Origin of the sequence: Acholeplasma granularum ATCC 19168, assembly GCF_000526235.1 — a bacterium.
Lineage (GTDB): Bacteria > Bacillota_I > Bacilli_A > Acholeplasmatales > Acholeplasmataceae > Acholeplasma > Acholeplasma granularum.
Genome location: NZ_JAFR01000006.1, coordinates 124,346 through 142,918, shown reverse-complemented (window position 1 = coordinate 142,918; position 18,573 = coordinate 124,346). Strand labels below are relative to the sequence as shown.

14 protein-coding genes and 1 other annotated feature are annotated in these 18,573 nt (G+C 28.5%); all 14 genes read right to left on the bottom strand.

Going from position 1 to position 18,573, the window contains the following annotated elements:
• Positions 1-98 precede the first annotated feature (98 nt).
• The gene (gene thrS, locus G324_RS0101050; protein ID WP_025724546.1) at positions 99-2,027 is read right to left on the bottom strand and encodes a threonine--tRNA ligase; all 1,929 of its coding nucleotides are present in this window, start codon (positions 2,025-2,027) and stop codon (positions 99-101) included.
• Between the two features lie 54 nt (positions 2,028-2,081).
• Positions 2,082-2,298 (bottom strand) — a binding site (T-box leader).
• Between the two features lie 27 nt (positions 2,299-2,325).
• Complete coding sequence (locus G324_RS0101045; protein ID WP_162146778.1) at positions 2,326-3,123, bottom strand: ATP-binding protein; 798 nt, start codon at positions 3,121-3,123, stop codon at positions 2,326-2,328.
• Position 3,124: 1 nt separating this feature from the next.
• Positions 3,125-4,330 (bottom strand): replication initiation and membrane attachment family protein, encoded by a 1,206-nt coding sequence (locus G324_RS0101040; RefSeq protein WP_025724544.1) that lies wholly within the window; start codon positions 4,328-4,330, stop codon positions 3,125-3,127.
• The gene (gene mutM / locus G324_RS07575; RefSeq protein ID WP_025724543.1) at positions 4,330-5,694 is read right to left on the bottom strand and encodes a DNA-formamidopyrimidine glycosylase; all 1,365 of its coding nucleotides are present in this window, start codon (positions 5,692-5,694) and stop codon (positions 4,330-4,332) included. Before mutM ends, G324_RS0101040 begins: the two co-directional genes overlap by 1 nt.
• Positions 5,695-5,706: 12 nt before the next feature.
• On the bottom strand, positions 5,707-8,346 hold the full coding sequence (gene polA / locus G324_RS0101030) for a DNA polymerase I (RefSeq protein ID WP_025724542.1): 2,640 nt from the start codon (positions 8,344-8,346) through the stop codon (positions 5,707-5,709).
• Between the two features lie 127 nt (positions 8,347-8,473).
• Complete coding sequence (gene ffh, locus G324_RS0101025) at positions 8,474-9,880, bottom strand: signal recognition particle protein (protein ID WP_425393910.1); 1,407 nt, start codon at positions 9,878-9,880, stop codon at positions 8,474-8,476.
• Positions 9,877-10,191, bottom strand: a complete 315-nt coding sequence (gene ylxM, locus G324_RS0101020; protein WP_025724540.1) for a YlxM family DNA-binding protein — start codon at positions 10,189-10,191, stop codon at positions 9,877-9,879. Before ylxM ends, ffh begins: the two co-directional genes overlap by 4 nt.
• Complete coding sequence (gene ftsY, locus G324_RS0101015) at positions 10,191-11,147, bottom strand: signal recognition particle-docking protein FtsY (RefSeq protein ID WP_025724539.1); 957 nt, start codon at positions 11,145-11,147, stop codon at positions 10,191-10,193. The genes ylxM and ftsY overlap by 1 nt, the downstream gene beginning before the upstream one ends.
• 90 nt (positions 11,148-11,237) lie before the next feature.
• Entirely contained in the window at positions 11,238-11,729 is a 492-nt protein-coding gene (gene tpx / locus G324_RS0101010) for a thiol peroxidase (protein ID WP_025724538.1), read from the bottom strand.
• A 52-nt stretch (positions 11,730-11,781) separates the two neighbouring features.
• On the bottom strand, positions 11,782-12,963 hold the full coding sequence (locus G324_RS0101005) for a peptidase U32 family protein (RefSeq protein WP_025724537.1): 1,182 nt from the start codon (positions 12,961-12,963) through the stop codon (positions 11,782-11,784).
• The gene (locus G324_RS0101000; protein WP_162146777.1) at positions 12,960-13,838 is read right to left on the bottom strand and encodes a U32 family peptidase; all 879 of its coding nucleotides are present in this window, start codon (positions 13,836-13,838) and stop codon (positions 12,960-12,962) included. The genes G324_RS0101005 and G324_RS0101000 overlap by 4 nt, the downstream gene beginning before the upstream one ends.
• Positions 13,839-13,957: 119 nt before the next feature.
• Positions 13,958-16,792 carry an ABC transporter ATP-binding protein/permease gene (locus G324_RS08020; protein ID WP_025724535.1) on the bottom strand — a complete coding sequence of 945 codons (2,835 nt, stop codon included), beginning with the start codon at positions 16,790-16,792 and terminating at the stop codon, positions 13,958-13,960.
• Between the two features lie 96 nt (positions 16,793-16,888).
• Positions 16,889-17,659 (bottom strand): hypothetical protein, encoded by a 771-nt coding sequence (locus G324_RS0100990; protein WP_025724534.1) that lies wholly within the window; start codon positions 17,657-17,659, stop codon positions 16,889-16,891.
• The gene (locus tag G324_RS0100985) at positions 17,640-18,344 is read right to left on the bottom strand and encodes an ABC transporter ATP-binding protein (protein WP_035357015.1); all 705 of its coding nucleotides are present in this window, start codon (positions 18,342-18,344) and stop codon (positions 17,640-17,642) included. Before G324_RS0100985 ends, G324_RS0100990 begins: the two co-directional genes overlap by 20 nt.
• Positions 18,345-18,573 lie beyond the last annotated feature (229 nt).

Below are 18,573 nucleotides of genomic sequence, written 5' to 3'. Positions count from 1 at the left end.
TTTTGTGTATTGTTTTATTACCTATTAATATCATAACATGATATTAGAAAAAAGCAGATATTCTACTACATTAGAAAATCTGCTAATTGCATATATTTTTAGTTTTTATCTATGAGTCTTTCTTGTAGACGTTTGATAAAATCATCAATTTTTATGTTTATTTGAGAATCACTTCCATAAGGACGATAAGTAATTGTTTGTGTGTTTTGTTCATTATCACCAACTACTAGTTGATACGGTATTTTAAGTGTTTGTGCTTCTCTAATTTTATAACCTAATTTTTCATTTCTAAAGTCTGATTCTACTCTGAAACCTAGTTTTGAAAGTTTTTCATGTAAATTCATGACATAGTCTTTATGAATATCTAAATTTACCGGTATTAATTTAAGTTGTGTAGGTGCTAACCATAATGGGAAACTACCTTTATATTCTTCTATTAGGTATGCAACAAATCTTTCCATTGTAGAGACAACACCACGGTGTATAACAACAGGTCTATGGTTATTCTTACCATCTTCTCCAACATATGTTAAATCAAATCTTTCTGGTAGTAAGAAGTCTAGTTGAACAGTTGATAATGTTTCTTCCATACCCATAGCAGTTTTAACTTGAATATCTAGTTTTGGACCATAAAAGGCTGCTTCTCCGGTTGCTTTTACATAAGGTAGGCCCATTTCATCCATGACACTAATTAATTCGGATTCAGCCTTTTTCCACATTTGATCATCATCAAAATATTTTTCAGTATTTTTTGGATCTCTTAAGGAAACTCTAAATGAATAATCAGTTATTTTAAAGTCTTTATATACCTCTACAATCAAATGCACTACACGTTTAAATTCATCTCTAATTTGATCAGGTCTTACAAAAATATGTGCATCGTTTAAAGTCATTTCTCTTACACGTTGTAATCCACTTAATGCACCTGATTTTTCATATCTGTGCATCATACCAAGTTCTGCAAATCGTATTGGTAATTCTCTATATGAGTGAATATCTTTTTTATAAATCATCATATGGTGTGGACAGTTCATTGGACGAAGTACCAACATTTCACCTTCACCTAAATCCATTGGTGGGTACATATTTTCATGATAATGATCCCAGTGTCCACTTTGTTTGTAAAACTCAACGTTGGCCATAATCGGAGTATATACATGTAGATAACCTAATTCTAGTTCTTTATCTGTAATATAACGCTCGATGATTCGTCTAATAGTTGCACCTTTTGGTAACCAAAAAGGAAGACCAGAACCAACTTCTTGACTTGTCATAAAAATATCTAATTCTTTACCAATTTTACGATGATCTCTTAATTTTCTTTCTTCTAACATTATAAGATGTTTATCAAGTTCTTCTTTTTCAAAAAACGCAACACCATAAATTCTTACCAATTGCTTATTTTTAGCATCTGCACGCCAATAAGCACCTGCAATACTCAATAATTTAAAGTGTTTAATATAACGTGTGCTTGGTACATGTCCACCACGACATAAATCTATAAAATCTCCTTGTTCATAGACCGTTAAACCACTGTCTTTATAAACTTCAATTAATTCAAGTTTATATGGATCGTTTTTAAAGATTTCTTTTGCTTTTTCATAGCTAACTTCATGTCTAACAATTGGAAAATCTTTTTGACTTAACTCATGCATTTTCTTTTCAATTTTTAATAAGTCACTCTCAGAAAAGACAGTATCACCAAAATCAACATCATAATAAAAACCTTCTTCAATGGATGGTCCAACACCAAAATATGTTGATGGATAATATGCTCTAATTGATTGTGCTAGCAAATGTGCTGCAGAATGATTTAAAACATTAAATGCAAGTTTATCTTTTGCAGTTAATAAAACTAAACTACCATCCGTATCAAGTTTTCTATTAATTTCAATTAAATCATCATTGAACTTGGCTGCAATAACTTTTTTAGCAAGTGAAATAGATATAGATTTTGCTATTTCTATAACTTCTACACCTTTATTAAATTCTTTTTGACTGCCATCTGGAAATGTAATCTTTATCATATCTATATTTCTCCTTTGATTATCTATAAAAATAAAAGTCCCTACAAAAAAACATGTAAGGACGAAATAAAATTCCGCGGTACCACCTTAATTCATACATTAATTATGTATGCACTTAAAAGTTTATCTATTAACGCTAGATTAACGAGCTTATTGGTTTAAGCTAGCTCCAAGGTGGTAATTTTTAAGTTTATTTTGTAAGCTTTCACCTATTCTTACATCGCTTTTAATACGGGTCAACTTAAAATCATGTCCTTTTCATTGCTTCTATCATATTTTACACTGATTTATTAAAAAATCAATCTTTTTTGAATCTTTTTTCAAGTTTAAAGGTCTTTGTTAAATCTTGTATTCTTTTAATGATTCGAACAACTCTTATTTGATCATTTTCATTGCCTAAAGTCATTACACGAGCCAAATCTACATAGTTTACATTACTTGAAATATGCACTTGTAAGTTGGCATTTAAACGGTAATGTAGTATTGGAAGCAGTACTTCATCTCTAAACCATATAGACATATTCTCGCCACCCAAATCATCTAATATTAAGACTTTAGTTCGTTTTAATATATTAATTCTTTTTTCAAGTTGGTTTGTTGATATTGCTGCTTTTAGTGTCCTAATTAAATCTGGTACAAAAGCATAAACTACATCAATATGGTTTTTTGTTAATTCATTTGCCAGTCCACTTAAAAGATAACTTTTCCCTGTTCCATAAGATCCATATAAATATAGTCCTGGCATATATTTATCTTTATTAGCTATGATTTGTTTTGCATAATCAATTGCTTGTTGTTGTAGGTCATCACTAATAATAAAATCATCTAATGTCGTATCAGCAATATAAATATCTGATTCGAATGTTTCTAAATTTTTTATAATTGATTTTGTTAGATCTTTTTTTATTTTCTCTTTAGTAGGTTCATAGATAATATGAACATCTGGTTTTAAAATAAGTTTAGGAATGAAGTCTTGGTGTATGTTGCTATCTCTTTGAAGAATGTACTGGTAAACAACTAATAAATCGTCATCATTAAGTTTTAAGTTTTTAGTTTCTTTATCATTTTTAATGATGCGTTTAATATCGTCTAACATCTTATTTTCCCTCTTCAAATTCTTTTTTAAGTTCTTCTAAATAATCATCAACCCATTGAGGATTTTTAGTTACTTGTTTAGTTTTTGATGTACTCTTTTTAGTTTTATCATCAAAATTAGATTTATTTAATACTTCATGATAAGCATCTTCTGTTTTACGTATACCTTTTTTAATCCAAGTTTCTAATACTTTTTCTAGGTAAGTTAAATGTGGTAGATGACCTTCTTTAAATTTAAGAATATGTAACAACAATGCATTAATTATACCAATTTCTACTTGATTACGTTCCATTAGTTGCATGACCGTATCTGTTGACATCATTTGATAATCATCTTTAGCATAAAGTTCTATAATTCTAATTGGTGAAACAGTTTTTAAGTAGTTAATGGCTGTTTCTGTATCATTTAATGCTTTTGTTTCTGAAACAACTGGTAAGTCTTTCTTTTTATTTTGATAATAGTTTTGAGCTTTAAAACTTAGTTGTCCTAAGTCAATATCGCCATTTGGTAACACGGTTTTTATATATAAATCAACAATTTCGTCAATAGAAAATTCGTAGACAAAGACCAATTTTTGGATGGTATCTTTGGTTAGTCTAGACATTAATATTGGTTTTTTAGCTCGGTTTGGTAATTTTTCAACAAAAGCCTCATAATTGATTTGATCTTTAATTTGAACGCCTAAATTGCTTTTTTTACCTAAATAAACATCTGAGTCATAAAAATGATGCCCATCAATGAAGTTAAATACATCATCAAAGTTTTTAGTTACCTCAGTATATCCTGTTAAATCAACTTTTTCTACTTTAAAAATATTGGTTAATTGATTATACATATTTTTACCCATTTCAGTGAGTAAAAATTGTCCTAATACAGTATCTTGTATAAAACCTCTTGGTGTTAATGGTGATTTTAATTGATAGACTGTATGTTCATTTTGTTTAAAAGTATTTAGTAAATTAATTGCTTCTAACTTTTGTGTAGCTTCAGTTAATTGATCAATTTTAATGTTTAATAAATCCATAAGAAACTGATTTGTAAATACTTCAGATTGATAATTTCTTTGATTCAGCAAATGATAGAAGGTATGATATAGTGAAAAAGCATCCGAACCAATAAGTGGTTGATATAAAAGTCCTAAAACTTTCCATTCATCGCTTGATAATCCAGATTGTGTAATGATACTAAAAGTATGCTTGGGTTTCATTATTTATACCTTTCTAAAATTTGGTCAAGTTTATTATATAACGCTTCTTTACTTGATGTATTTTTTATTATAAGTGTTGCTAATTTCCTTTTTTTGCTTAAAGGCATTTGTGCTTTAATTCTTTTCATTGCTTCTTGTTCATTTAATTTGTTTCTATCCATTAGCCTAGTTAATTGTAGTGTTGAAGAGGTATCAATTAAAATAGATTCATCATAAGTTGAATAATTAGATTCAAATAAAAGTGGTATATCTAAAAACAATATATGTTCGTTTAAACTTGCTTTTTGTTTTTCTATTTCGTTATAAACGAGTGGATGTATTATATCTTCTAACTTCTTTTTATGTTTTTTATTTGAAAATATAACGGATGCAAGTTTTTGCTTATCTAATATATTACCTGTTAGAGCATTAAATGTTTTTCCGATTATATAACTAAAACTTTCGTTTTTATATAATTCATGCACGATTAAGTCTGCATCAATCACTACAAAACCTTTTTTACGTAAATAATTTGTAGCGGTTGTTTTTCCCGTTGCAATACCACCAGTAATTGCAATGATATGTGATTTTTGACACGTTGGACATATATAAGTACCGCGTCCTTTAAGTTGATATTTTTTAATTTTATCACCACATACTTTGCATGTTTCATTATTTTTACCATGCACTTTTAATTCTTGCTGAAACATGCCCTTATGGCCTAAGGATTCATATGTATCAATTGTTGATCCACCCATCAAGATTGCTTTATTTAACACTATATTTGAGTAGTCAAGTAGTGTTTTAGATTCCTCATATGTGATTAGAAAGCCCTTTTTAGAAGGATGTATTTTAGATAAATATAAGATTTCATTTGCATAAATATTACCGATACCACCAATAATTGTTTGATCTAGAAGTATTTCTTTAATGGTTTTGTTTCTAGTTTTGATACTTAAATAGAATGTATTTAGATCGATTTTATTAGGATCAGGTGCTAGTTTTTTTACATCATGTAAATATGTATCTTTATCCTTAATATCTATAAGTTCAAATCGACCAAACTTTCTAGTATCTTCATAACTTAATGTGTGCCCACTTTTAAATTTAAAAACTACATGAATATGTTTAGATTTAAAAGCATCCATAAAATACTTACCTTCCATACGTAAGTGTGAGATTAAAACATAATCATCTAAAATGAATTTTAAATATTTTGCCTGTCTTTGGATATCATTGATTTTTTGACCCTTTAATTTTTTTTCAAATGTTAAATCATTTGAAACTATAGGTCTATAATAAACAATACACTCATCAATGACTTCATTTAATATGATTGAATGTAAATTTCTTCTAATGGTTTCTACTTCAGGTAATTCGGGCATTTTATTACATCCTTACTTTAGTTCGTACCAATTGCTACCTATATCGCATGAGGTTTTTAGTCTCACACTTAAAGGATAAGCATTTTCCATAATTTTTGGTACCATTTTTTTCATTTCTTCAAGTTCTTCTGGAACCACCTCTAGTATGAGTTCGTCATGTACTTGTAAGATAAGTTTTGATTTTTTGTTATTTTCATTTAAATATTTAAATAAATCTATCATCGCAATTTTAATAATATCTGCAGCACTACCTTGAATAGGTGCATTTAAACTTGTACGTTTTCCAAATTCTCTTAGGTTATATACTTTTGAATTAATCTCAGGTATATAACGTCTGCGGTTTAATAGTGTTTTAACATATCCATTATCTTTAGCAAATGTAACGATATTAGTCATGTAATCTTTAATTTCAGGATAAACCTCTAAATATCTATTGATAAATGATTCTGCTTCTTTAACTGTAACATTAATATCTTCTGATAGGCTCCATGGTCCTATTCCATAAATGATACCAAAGTTAACAGCCTTAGCACGTCTACGTTGTTCGCTATCTACTGTTTCTACATGAAAAACTTTTTGAGCAGTTGATGTATGAATATCTTCATCATTTAAAAATGATTTTTTTAAATTTTCTACATTCGCCATTTCAGCTAAAACACGCAATTCAATTTGTGAGTAGTCTGCACCTACAAATAGATTTTCATTATTAGGAATAAATAGTTTTCTAATTTGTCGACCTTCTTCAGTACGAATTGGTATATTTTGTAAGTTAGGTTCCAAGCTTGATAATCTACCTGTAAGGGTTAATGCTTGATTATAGATTGTATGAACTTTGTTATCCTCAAATACAGAATCTCTAATACCTATTAAATAAGTTGAATATAGTTTATTTAATTGACGATAATCTATAATGTTTTGGATGATTGGATGTCTCGTTATAAGACTGTTTAAGACGTCAATATCTGTTGAATATCCGGTTTTGGTTTTCTTTCCATTTGGTAGTCCTAAATTATCAAATAAAACCTCACCTAACTGTTTTGGACTGTCAACATTAAAGTCTATACCTGCTTGTTTAAGTATTGTTTGGCGCAAAGTGTCTAGTCTTTGGTTTAAATCTTTAATTTGCTTATCTAGTTCTACAAGATCTACCTTTAATCCTTGATATTCCATATCTGCTAAAACATCAGAAAGCGGTAGTTCAATATCATTAAGTAAACTTAATTGTTCTCTTTCTTTTAATATATCAAGTGTATGATCTTTTAATTTATAGATTATTTGAGCTTTTTTAGCTATATGAGCTTCATATTCATCAGGAAGCAATGGTAATGCTTTTTTAGCACCTTTACCATATATTTCTTCATCATATTGAATGTCTGTAATATCAAAACTTTGAGCGATGAATGTGAAATCTTGTTTGCCAATACTTGGTTGAATTAAATAAGCTGCAAGTAATAAATCATAGGTTACATTATTAAATTCATTACCTATTTTTCTTAAAAAAACTTTACTTCCTTTATAATGATATGTATATTTTTCATAAGTTTTATCAAGTAAATATGATTTAAAAACAGTAGAATTATAAAAGGTTTCATAAGAAATAAAATAATTCTTTTTTCCATTACTTACACCCACACCCCAAAGTTCAGCCTTATGATAGTTAAAGTCTGAAAATTCAAAATAAATAGCCAAGTTTTGATTTAAAATAGAAAGAATTTCTTCTTCAGTTTCTAATTGTTGGTATTTAAATGGTTCATTTGTAGGCGTTTGAGTTGATTCAGGGTTCTTCTTATTATAGGAAATAACCAACTGTTTAAGTTCTAATTTTTTATAAAAATTAATTAAATTTTCTTCATCAACAGGACCCGTTACTATATCATCTAGTGTAAATGGAAGAGGTGTTTCAGTGTGGATTGTACATAATTCTTTAGAAAACAAGGCTTGATCTTTATTGTTTCTAATATTTTCACCAAGTTTACCCTTTATTTCGGATGCTTTATCTAAAATATTTTCTAAAGTACCATATTCAATTAACAATTTCGTAGCTGTTTTTTCACCAACGCCAGGTACACCTGGTATATTATCTGATTTATCGCCAATTAATGCTTTAAAATCTATAAATTGTTCATGTGTTAAACCATAAGTACTTAAAAGTGATTCGGGTGTATAAGTTTCAACTACCTTCATACCTTTTTTAAGCATATGAACTGTTACTTTTTCACTTACAAGTTGAAGTAGGTCATAATCAGATGAAAAAACATCTACTTCATAACCGGATTTTTCTGCAAGTTTTGCAAGTGTTCCGATTATATCATCTGCTTCATAACCAGCTAAAGAAAAATCTTTAATACCAAGATATTTAATAAGTTCATGAATTAAAGGTATTTGCATGCCTAATTCCTCAGGCATTTGTTTTCTTCCAGCTTTATATTCATCATATGCAAGGTGACGATGTGTAGGCTCTCCTGTATCAAATGCTATTAGCATATGTGAGTTTGATATTTCAATTATTTTATCTATCATACCACTAAATGCAAAAACGGCATTTGTATAAATACCAGTTGAAGTTTGTAAAACTTTAGCACCAGGATATGCAGTTGCATAATAAGCTCTAAAAAGTAGCGAATTACCGTCGACTAGCGTTAATTTTTTCATATAATTATCCCTTCTTATGACTGTATTTTAACACAGTTATTCTAATAAGTTTTCCACAATATTTGTGGATAACTTATACATTTTATAATGAAAGGTAGTATCCTAAAAGGATTCTACCTTATAATTTTTAAAATCTAAATCCGCCTTTACCCTTACCTTTACCCTTTTTGGCTTTAGGTTGGACTGGCTGGAAACTACTAGGATTTTTTTGTAGTCTTTCAAGTTGTTTTTCATCCATATTAGACATTTGTTTCATCATCTGTTTTTGTTGTACTAAGGATTGTCTTAATCGGTTAACATCTGATACTTCAACTCCAGCACCTTTAGCAATTCTTTCACGTCTTTTAGATGATTTATCAATGAGTTCCGGATATTTTCTTTCATCTTCTGTCATACTTTGTATGATAACATTAATGCGGTCAAATTGCTTGTCATCTACTTGAGATAAAGCTTCTTTCATTTTGCCTGCACCAGGAATAAAGCCTAAAAGTTTTGTAATTGATCCCATACGTTTAATCATTTTAAATTGTTTTTGAAGATCTAAGTAATTATAAGAATCACTCATCATCTTTTCCATCATTGATTTGGCTTCATCTTCATCTATGTTTGCTGTAACTTCATCAATTAATGAAAGTACATCACCCATACCTAAAATACGAGAAGCCATACGGTCCGGATGGAAAGTTTCTAAACTATCCATTTTTTCTCCGCTACTTGCAAACTTAATAGGTATTTGAGAGATTTCACGAATAGATAGTGCAGCACCACCACGTGTATCTCCATCCATCTTGGTTAAGATAACACCTGTAGCACCAATTTGATCATGGAAAGATTTTGCAACATTAGCAGCTTCTTGCCCCATCATTGCATCAACTGTTAATAATATTTCATTTGGTTTCAAAATATCTTTAACATCTTTTAATTCTTGCATCATGTCTTCATCAATTGTTAAACGTCCAGCAGTATCAACAATAACTACATCATAATTATTTTCTTTGGCATATTTAATACCATTTTTAACTATGATGCGTGCATCTTTTATACCTTCTTCATATACATGAATACTTAAACCTTTACCAATTGTAACAAGTTGATCAATTGCAGCCGGTCTATATACATCTGCTGCAATAAACATAACTTTCTTTTTATCTTTTTTACGAATATGTAGTCCGAGTTTACCAATAGCCGTAGTTTTACCACTACCTTGAAGACCAATTGTCATAATAGTCGACATACCCGTATTAGCATAGATAAGTCCAACAGTTTCTTCACCCATGACACGTTTTAACTCATCATGGACAATTTTTACAACTTGTTGTCCCGGATTTAATCCACTTAATATTTTTTCACCAAGTGCTTGTTGTTTTACATTATTTGTAAATTCTTTTACAATTTTAAAATTTACGTCTGCTTCTAATAAAGACAAACGTACTTCACGCATCATTTCCTCAATATCTTTTTCTGTTAAACGTCCACGACCAGTGGCACGTCTTACAAACATCTGTAGGCGATCAGAGAGTGAATTTGCCATTATTCATCCAACTTTCTTAATTCATCTAAATATTTGAAATCTTTTGATTGTTCTAATTTTTCAATAATAGATTTTCTTTTTTCATTTAATTCAACTAATTTTAATTTATCCTCAAAATGATACAAGTGTTTTTCAACATTTTTTAATTGTGTATGAACTGCATTTCTAGACACATTAAATATTTCTGAAATTTCTTGTAAGGATAGGTCTTGATGATAATAATTTGTATAATACTCTTTTTGTTTATCAGTTAAAAGTTCACCATAGTAACTATAAAGAATATTTAAATATTCTATTTTCTCTAAGTTTTCCATTAGAAAAATCCTTTGAATAAATTATAGATATAATCTTCAATATCAAATGGTACTAAATCATCTATTTTTTCACCTAATCCAACATACTTAATTGGAAGATTATATAGATGACGAATTGCAAGAACAATACCACCTTTAGCTGTACCATCAAGTTTGGTAAGTACAATTCCTGTTAAATCTGTTGCCTCATTAAAGACTTTAGCCTGATTCATACCATTTTGACCAGTTGTTGCATCAATAACTAAAAGCGTTTCTTGTGGTCCTTCAGGCAATACTTTTTCAATAACTCGTTTCATTTTTGATAATTCATTCATTAGATTAACTTTATTTTGAAGTCTTCCTGCAGTGTCAACTAATACTAAATCATATTTTTCTTTTTGAGCTTTTTGAAGTGCTTCAAAAATTACTGATGATGGATCAGATCCTGCATCCTTTTGATAAAAGTCCACCTTAGCACGTTTACTCCACTCATGAAGTTGCTCTATTGCACCAGCTCTAAATGTATCGCCTGCAACCATCAATACTTTTTTTCCTTGATCTTTATATTGCTTAGCTAATTTACCAATTGTTGTAGTCTTACCTACGCCATTTACTCCTACAAATAAAAAGACATTCACATTGCCATCAACAAAATTAAGTGTTGTATCAACAAACTCATCTTTTAAATATATTTCAAATAACTTGTCGACAATCGTTTCACTTAAATCGCTTGGTGATTCAAATTTTTTATTTTTAACTTCATTTCTTAATTCATTTGTAAAATGTAAAACAGTTTCAACACCAATATCTGCAGAAATTAATAAATCTTCAATAGAATCAAACAAATCATCATTAATATCATCTGATTCATCTAATAATCTTTTTAAGTTATCAAAAGACTCTTTACTTTTATGTAAGCCCATTTGATATTTATCATTTTTTGGTTTCTTTTTAAATAATCGTGCGAAAAAACCCATTCAAGTCACATCCTTTTTATATCTATGTTATTTTATCATAAAATGGGACTTAAATAAAGGTATACTATCCTTTATGATTCTAATATATTATTATAATAAATCTAAGAAATTAAACAGTTTATCGTAGTTTGGATGATTACTCATTTCATCTAAGTACTCTACATATATTACTTTTCTTTTTTGATCAAGTAAAATCACAGCACGAGCAAGTAATCTAAGTTCTTTAATAAGGAGCCCATATTTGGTTGAAAAGTCTAAATCTTTATGATCACTTAATGTATGAATGGTTAATCCGTTTGCACCACACCATCTTTTTTGAGCAAAAGGTAGGTCATTAGAAATGGTAATAAAATCAACATTTTTATAACTTGCAAGTCGCTCATTTATGGTACGTGTTTGTATATCACATACAGATGTATCTAAACTTGGAACAACACTAATTAATACGTAATCATTTTTGAATGTATGAAAAAATGATACATCCTTTAAATCATTATTTACTGCAACAAAATCAAGTGCCATATCACCCACATTTAATTGCTTACCCAATACTGTAATTGGTTTTTGTTTCATTGTTTTCATATAAAAAACCTCCTATCCTTTATAGTTCTATTATAGGATAAGAGGTTTGAATTTATGTTCTTTTCGCACGTAGCATATCAAATGGTTTGACTTCAAATGGTATATATACTTGAATTTGTTCTCTAGCTCTGGCTGCACGGTTAATTAATTGGCCATCTTTATTATACATTTTCTCATTCATAAACTTGATAGGTTCTTTACTTGGAGAAAATATCTCTAATTCTTCATTTAAAAATACGTTTTTAGTTTCAACAGTAGCAAACTTAGTTTCTTTATTATAATCAAGAATTAACCCAACAAAGTTTTGCATCACACGTTCACTTCTTTTTTCATAGAGTTGCTCATCTTTAGTAGGTAATCCGTAAAAGAATCCGTGAGAAGTTTCTCTATTTTCAGCATATGCTAACATATCTGCATATTTTTGATAGTCTTTTATTGTTTTTGTTTCTTTATATTCATCTATTATTTGGCGATATGTATTTACAACAGTTGCAATATAGTGAAGTGACTTCATTCGTCCTTCTATTTTTAATGAATGTACACCAATATCCATCAGTCTTGTAATTTCTTTTACGGCACTTAAATCTTTTGAACCCATGCTAAATGGTATATTTGTTGTTAATTCTTCATCTTGTTTCAAATCAAAAAACCAGCGACAAGTATGTGCACATCCACCTCTGTTAGCATCTCTATTAGTTAAGTGGTTAGATAGCGCACAACGTCCGCTATAACCAGCACACATACCACCATGAATAAATACTTCAATTTCTGATTTCACATTTTTGGTAATATGTTCTATATCATCTAAACTAATATCTCTACCTAAAACCACGCGTGTTGCACCTTTATTGTACCAATAGTTTACTGTTGGAATATTAAGTGCTGATTGCTGGGTTGATATATGAACTTCTAAATTTGTATGTTCAAGTGCTGTATTAATAATTAGTGGGCTTGCTGCAATAATTGCATCAACTTTAGCTTCTTCTAAAGTCTTTAAATACTCAATTAGTCCTTCTTTATCTTTTTGATGTGGTATAACATTGGTTGTTACATAAACTTTTTTACCAAACTTATGGGCAAAATTACATCCTTCAATTAAATCTTCTTTTGTAAAATTTGATGCATTAGCACGCAAGCTAAAAGACTTACCACCAATAAAGACAGCATCTGCACCATATATAATTGCTATTTTTAATTTATCTAAATCTCCTGCTGGAGCGAGTAGTTCAGTCATTTTTTTTCACCCTTAATTGTTGATTCATCAAATAGAAAACCTTCATGCCAAGTTTGATTATATGTTTCTAGTAATTTGATTTTTACATTTTCATCTAATTTTATATTTTTATACATTGGAATAACTTCTAATGCATATGCATCATCTAATAATAGTGTATCTACAATAAAGTAATCAACTACTTCATTTAGTTTATCCATTGCATCAAAACTATTTAAAACATACCCTCTAAATACATGCGTTCCAGATGTATCTTCTAATATTGGATAACTTTCATTTGGTCTTTTTGCTTCACTTAATCTTAAGTTTTTATTAAAGTGTAGGTTGTTAGTTTTATTTTGATAATCACTAAATGTTTGAAGCATCATTCTTTTAGAATAAAACATTGACATATGTCCATGACCAAAATAAAATAATTCATATTTTTTTAGTTTACCAATTTCATATATATCATCTAGAGTAATCTCTTTAGAAACAAATGCACCTTTAATATTTAGGTTAGACAAATCATTAAAATCAACGTCATTTGTTAGTAAAGTTTCAGGATTATATACAAATTTTTCAAGTAGACCTAAAGTTTTAAAAGTTTCTAATAAGCCTATATCAGCACCGATATATGCAGTAATTAAATCATTAGGCAAAGATAAAATAAAGTTTTTAACTTCACTTAGTTCTTTATCTGTATAAATTTTATTAAGAAGAATAAAAACTTCTTTTTTTGCATTATTTATTTGTTTGATTGTATCAATCATGTTTGAACCTAAATCAAGGGTTAATGTTTTAGCAAATCTTTCATCTCCTAAGATTAAGCCATCAGAAACATTAAGTAATTGATCTAGGTTTTTTAGATCATTTATTGTTGTCAGTATTTTCATAATCATCCTCTAATTTCTATGTTTTTATTATAAAGTGATGCATCATTGAAGTCAAAGAAAGTTATAACTCACTCATAAAAAAAGGTAATAAAAACATAATATTACCTTTTATATAAATCTTATTTATTTTTAATTGCATCGATCGGTTTTTTATTTGCTGTTTTAAGTACTGGTAGTGCACTTGATATAAATCCAATACTTAACGAAATTATCATTAGTAATATAATTTGTTTTATACCAAAATCAAATAATGTAGTTTTTAAATTAAGGGACTGAATCATCGTTTTATTTAGTAAATCAGAAACAATTATTGTACCAATAATAGAAATCATTAAATTAATTAAAGAAATCATTAATGTTTCTTTAGAAAAGACACCTAAGACATCTTTACTACTTGCACCAATGGCGCGTAATATGCCTATTTCTTGCTTTTTATAGGCTACACTAGAACTCATAAAGCTAAACATTAAAAGCCCTGCAAATGAAGCCATTATTAGTGCAGTGTAAAAGAAAAATGTTTGCATACTATATATATTTTCACTTAAAAAAACTAAATAGTTAACATCTGCATCCATAACCTCAAAACGGTAGTCTTGTGACTTATCCATGTTTTCTTCAATCATTTGATAAAAGTTTTTCTTTGTTAAAGTTTTTGTAGGTGTTATTAGACTAAAATATTTTGCATCTGGCTTAACTACTATTTCATCAAATTTGGTATCACTTACATAAAATGTTGACCTGCTAGCATCACTAGAATAGCCGATAACTCTAAATTCTTCATAAATAACATCATTTCCATTATTAACCATATCAATATTCATTGTATATGTAATTGGTTCGAAATTATCTAAATAATACTTAATTGATAGGGCAGAAATTAACTTTTGATCATCTTGAGTTAAAACTTGTGAGCCTAAAGAAAGATAGATTATATCTTGTTTGAATTCAACCGGGATTGATTCAAGATTTGCGTATTGCGGATAATATATATCTAAAAGTGCTGTTGCCTCATCATAGTAATTACTTAATACATAATTTAGTCCAATGTCATGCTTAATGTCAAGACCCATTATTTGATTTGCAATGTATTCCATAGTATTTTGATCAACTACAATGTCTAAAGGTGTTTTATCATTTACTGATAAATCTTTAAATGTGACGATATCACTTAAATTAAGTTCACTTATTTTATTTATGTAGCTAAAAAATACGTTATTTGTTAAACTCGTGTGGATGAGTACTGATGATGTATTTTTGCTTTGAAATTCATTTACTTTTTGTGTTATGCCTTTACCCAAAATAAATAGTCCTGCAGGTGATTTATCCATAAATTCCCTAAACTCCCAGTATAAATTTCCTGATATACTTTCGTTTCTTGGATGATTTTTTAATGTTTCATATTTAGATAAGTCATATTTATAATCCATGACACCGGAAATTGTAAATTCAAAATAACTAGATGAAATTGTTTTTCCTATTATATCTTCTGGTGTATCAATTTCAAATTTATTATCTGATTCATCAATATATCCATATGTCTTAAACTGTTCAAATAGATACATCGGGATAACTACTTCTTCTAAATTGCTGGGTAATTCACCTATAAGTTCATAATTAGTATTATCAAGAAACTCTTTATCCGCTTCAATATATTGTCTTAAACCATCATAATCATAATATGTCATATCATCGTGTTTTGCATCTATAAAAAAACTATAAAACAATCGAATGTCTTCATAAATAGGTAAAAATGTTTGATTTTCATATTTAGATTCTAATAATAATTTTTGATTATTATTCATTATCTCACGATTATAATATACCCAGTCTCCACCTGATTTTTTTGCATATCCTAATACAATTGTTTCGTGACCATTATCAATAACTGATTGGTATGACTTATTTCTAGCATCGTAATTTGAAAAGGTATCAACAACACCAAACATAATGAGTGCAATTGAAGATAAAATAATAGAAAATATCAATCTTAGCTTTTTATGTGATAAGGCATTAAGTGCCATTGAAAAAGAAGCTTTTAATGGAAGTTTTGATTTAATCAGTTCAAATTCTTCAGTACTTTTATTAATTAAAGATTCATCTGTCGATTCAAAACCATCATGGAATTTACTTGATTTATTTAACTTAATACTTGTAAGATTGTCTTTATCTTTCAAGTAGTTGTTAATAATCTCTAAATCATTGGGCGTTAGTTGATATTTGGGTTTTATTAAGATACCTTCATTTGTAATCTTAATTGGTTCATTTTCTTCTACTGTTTTTCCTGTATAGGTAATATCGTAGTCGATTTTACCATCTATAAAATGAATCATTCTATCAGCATATTTTCTTGCAAATTCTAAGTCATGTGAGATAACGATAACTAATCGATCTTTAGATAATTTTTTTAATGTTTCTATTAGTTGTGTTCCTGTTGTACTATCTAGTGCTCCAGTTGGTTCATCTGCTAAAATTATTTTAGGATTTTTCACTAATGCTCTTGCAATAGCAACTCTTTGTTTTTGACCTCCGGATAGTTCATTAGGATTTCTTTGACCTAAGCCTTCTATATCTAAGTCTTTTAATAATTTGTTAACACTCTCATCATCAACTTTTTGACCTTGTAGTGCAAGTGCTAGACCAATATTTTGAGCTACATTAAATTCATCTAGTATATTGTATTCTTGAAAAATAAACCCTACCATCGTGTTTCTATATGAATCGAAATCTCTTTGTTTAAAGTCGTTACTTGATTTATTATTAATGATTATATCGCCTGAATCATATATATCAAGACCACCAATTAAATTCAGTAAGGTTGATTTTCCGCTTCCTGATTTTCCTGTAACAAAAACAAGACCAGTTTGACCAAAAACTATGCTTACATCTTTTAAAGCATGGACTTCCACACCTTTTTTCGTGGCGTATTTTTTATATATATTTTTTAATTCTAACATTCATTTTATCCCCTATGTGCAGATTTTCAATGTTATTATTATAGCATATTATTATAAAAATAAGGCAATCACTGATAGTTGTGATTGCCTAAATAATTAACCATTTTTTAAATTTAATTTTTTCGTAATTAATAGTCTGGATATAAAGAAGTTAAGAACTCCTAATCCAATAGAAAATATAAGTTGAACAATAATGATACCAATTAATGAGTTAAACATTTGATCTGGTTCAGAATCAAATAAGTTCGGATTAAATATTAAGTTTATACCCATACTTAATAGACTTAAGAACTGATTGACCATGTAATATATTATGAAATATAAAAATGTATAAAGCCATTCTCTTTTGTTATATGAAAAGCCAAATGAAATTGCTGCATAGATTACCAATATGGTAATAAATAGCATGAGTATTGCTGATAATACACTAAATAATGAAATATTAAATAGATTTTGATCAATAAGTCTTAAGTCCCAAAACTGTTTGATATTAATTATTTCTAATAATATAAGCAGTCCACCTACAATCATGATAAGAATAATAAGTAGTGTAAAAGCAGATAACATTTTTGAGATAAGTATTCTAGTTTTAGATAAGGGTAGTGTATGCGTAAAATAAGCTTCATCTTTAAACATCGTTTGATAATATCGTTGAAAAATAGAAAAATATGAATATACTGATAAAGCTATAATTCCAACAATACTCATAATATATACAGGCTGATATAAAAATGTCCAAATAAAATTATCATCTATAAATTGTTTAGCTATAAATGAAACTAAACTTAAAAATAATGTTGATACAAAAAGCCATTTAAGTTGATTAAAATAGGAAATCAAATCCCACTTATATAATTTCTTCATCATATTTATAGACCTCCTTAAAGTATTGCGACAATTTCATATTATGCAACTGATTTAAGGAACTTACTAAGCCAAATTCAATAACTTCGCCATTCTTTAGTAATATAGCTGAATCTAGGTAATCTTCAATATCAGTAATTTGGTGTGTTGATATGAGTATTGATGAGTTTTCTTTTTTATATTTTAAAATAATTTTCATGATTAAATCTCTAGATGCAGGATCCATACCATCTAGTGGTTCATCAAGTATATATAAATCTACTTTTCTGCCAAATGTAAGTGCTAGTTGAACCTTACCCTTTTGTCCTTTGGATAGTTGTGATAATCTTTTACTCGTTGGTATATCTAATAATTTTAATATATGAAGTGCGTGTTCTGAATTAAAATCTAGAAAAAAATCACTATACATTTTAATAGCACTTTTAACCGTTTGACTAATATTTAATGCACTGCGTTCTGGTAAATAGCTTATACAATTTTTAGCATTTAAATTAAGTTTTTCACCTTTAAATTCAATATGGCCTGTTGTAGGTTTTATTAAATCATTTATAAGTTTGATAATTGTAGTTTTACCACTACCATTAGGTCCTAATAATCCAACGATCTGGTTTTCACTTATATCAAAATTAGCATCTTTTACGACTAATAAATTATCATATGCTTTTGTAAGATTGTGTACCTTTATCATAATTTCCCCTTATATTTTGTGTGTTTTATTATATATATTGTAGCATAAAAAGGATATTATTTATGTGAATATAAAAAGAGCGACCCCTTGACTAAAGGCCAAGGGGTCATTAAAGGGGATTTGTGTACTAAGTACACTAATAGGGGATAAGTAGCACCCAATTGTTTGGATGCATTCTCATTATATTCCTTTTAGTTTTGAGTGTAAAGTTATACACTTAAGTATGTAT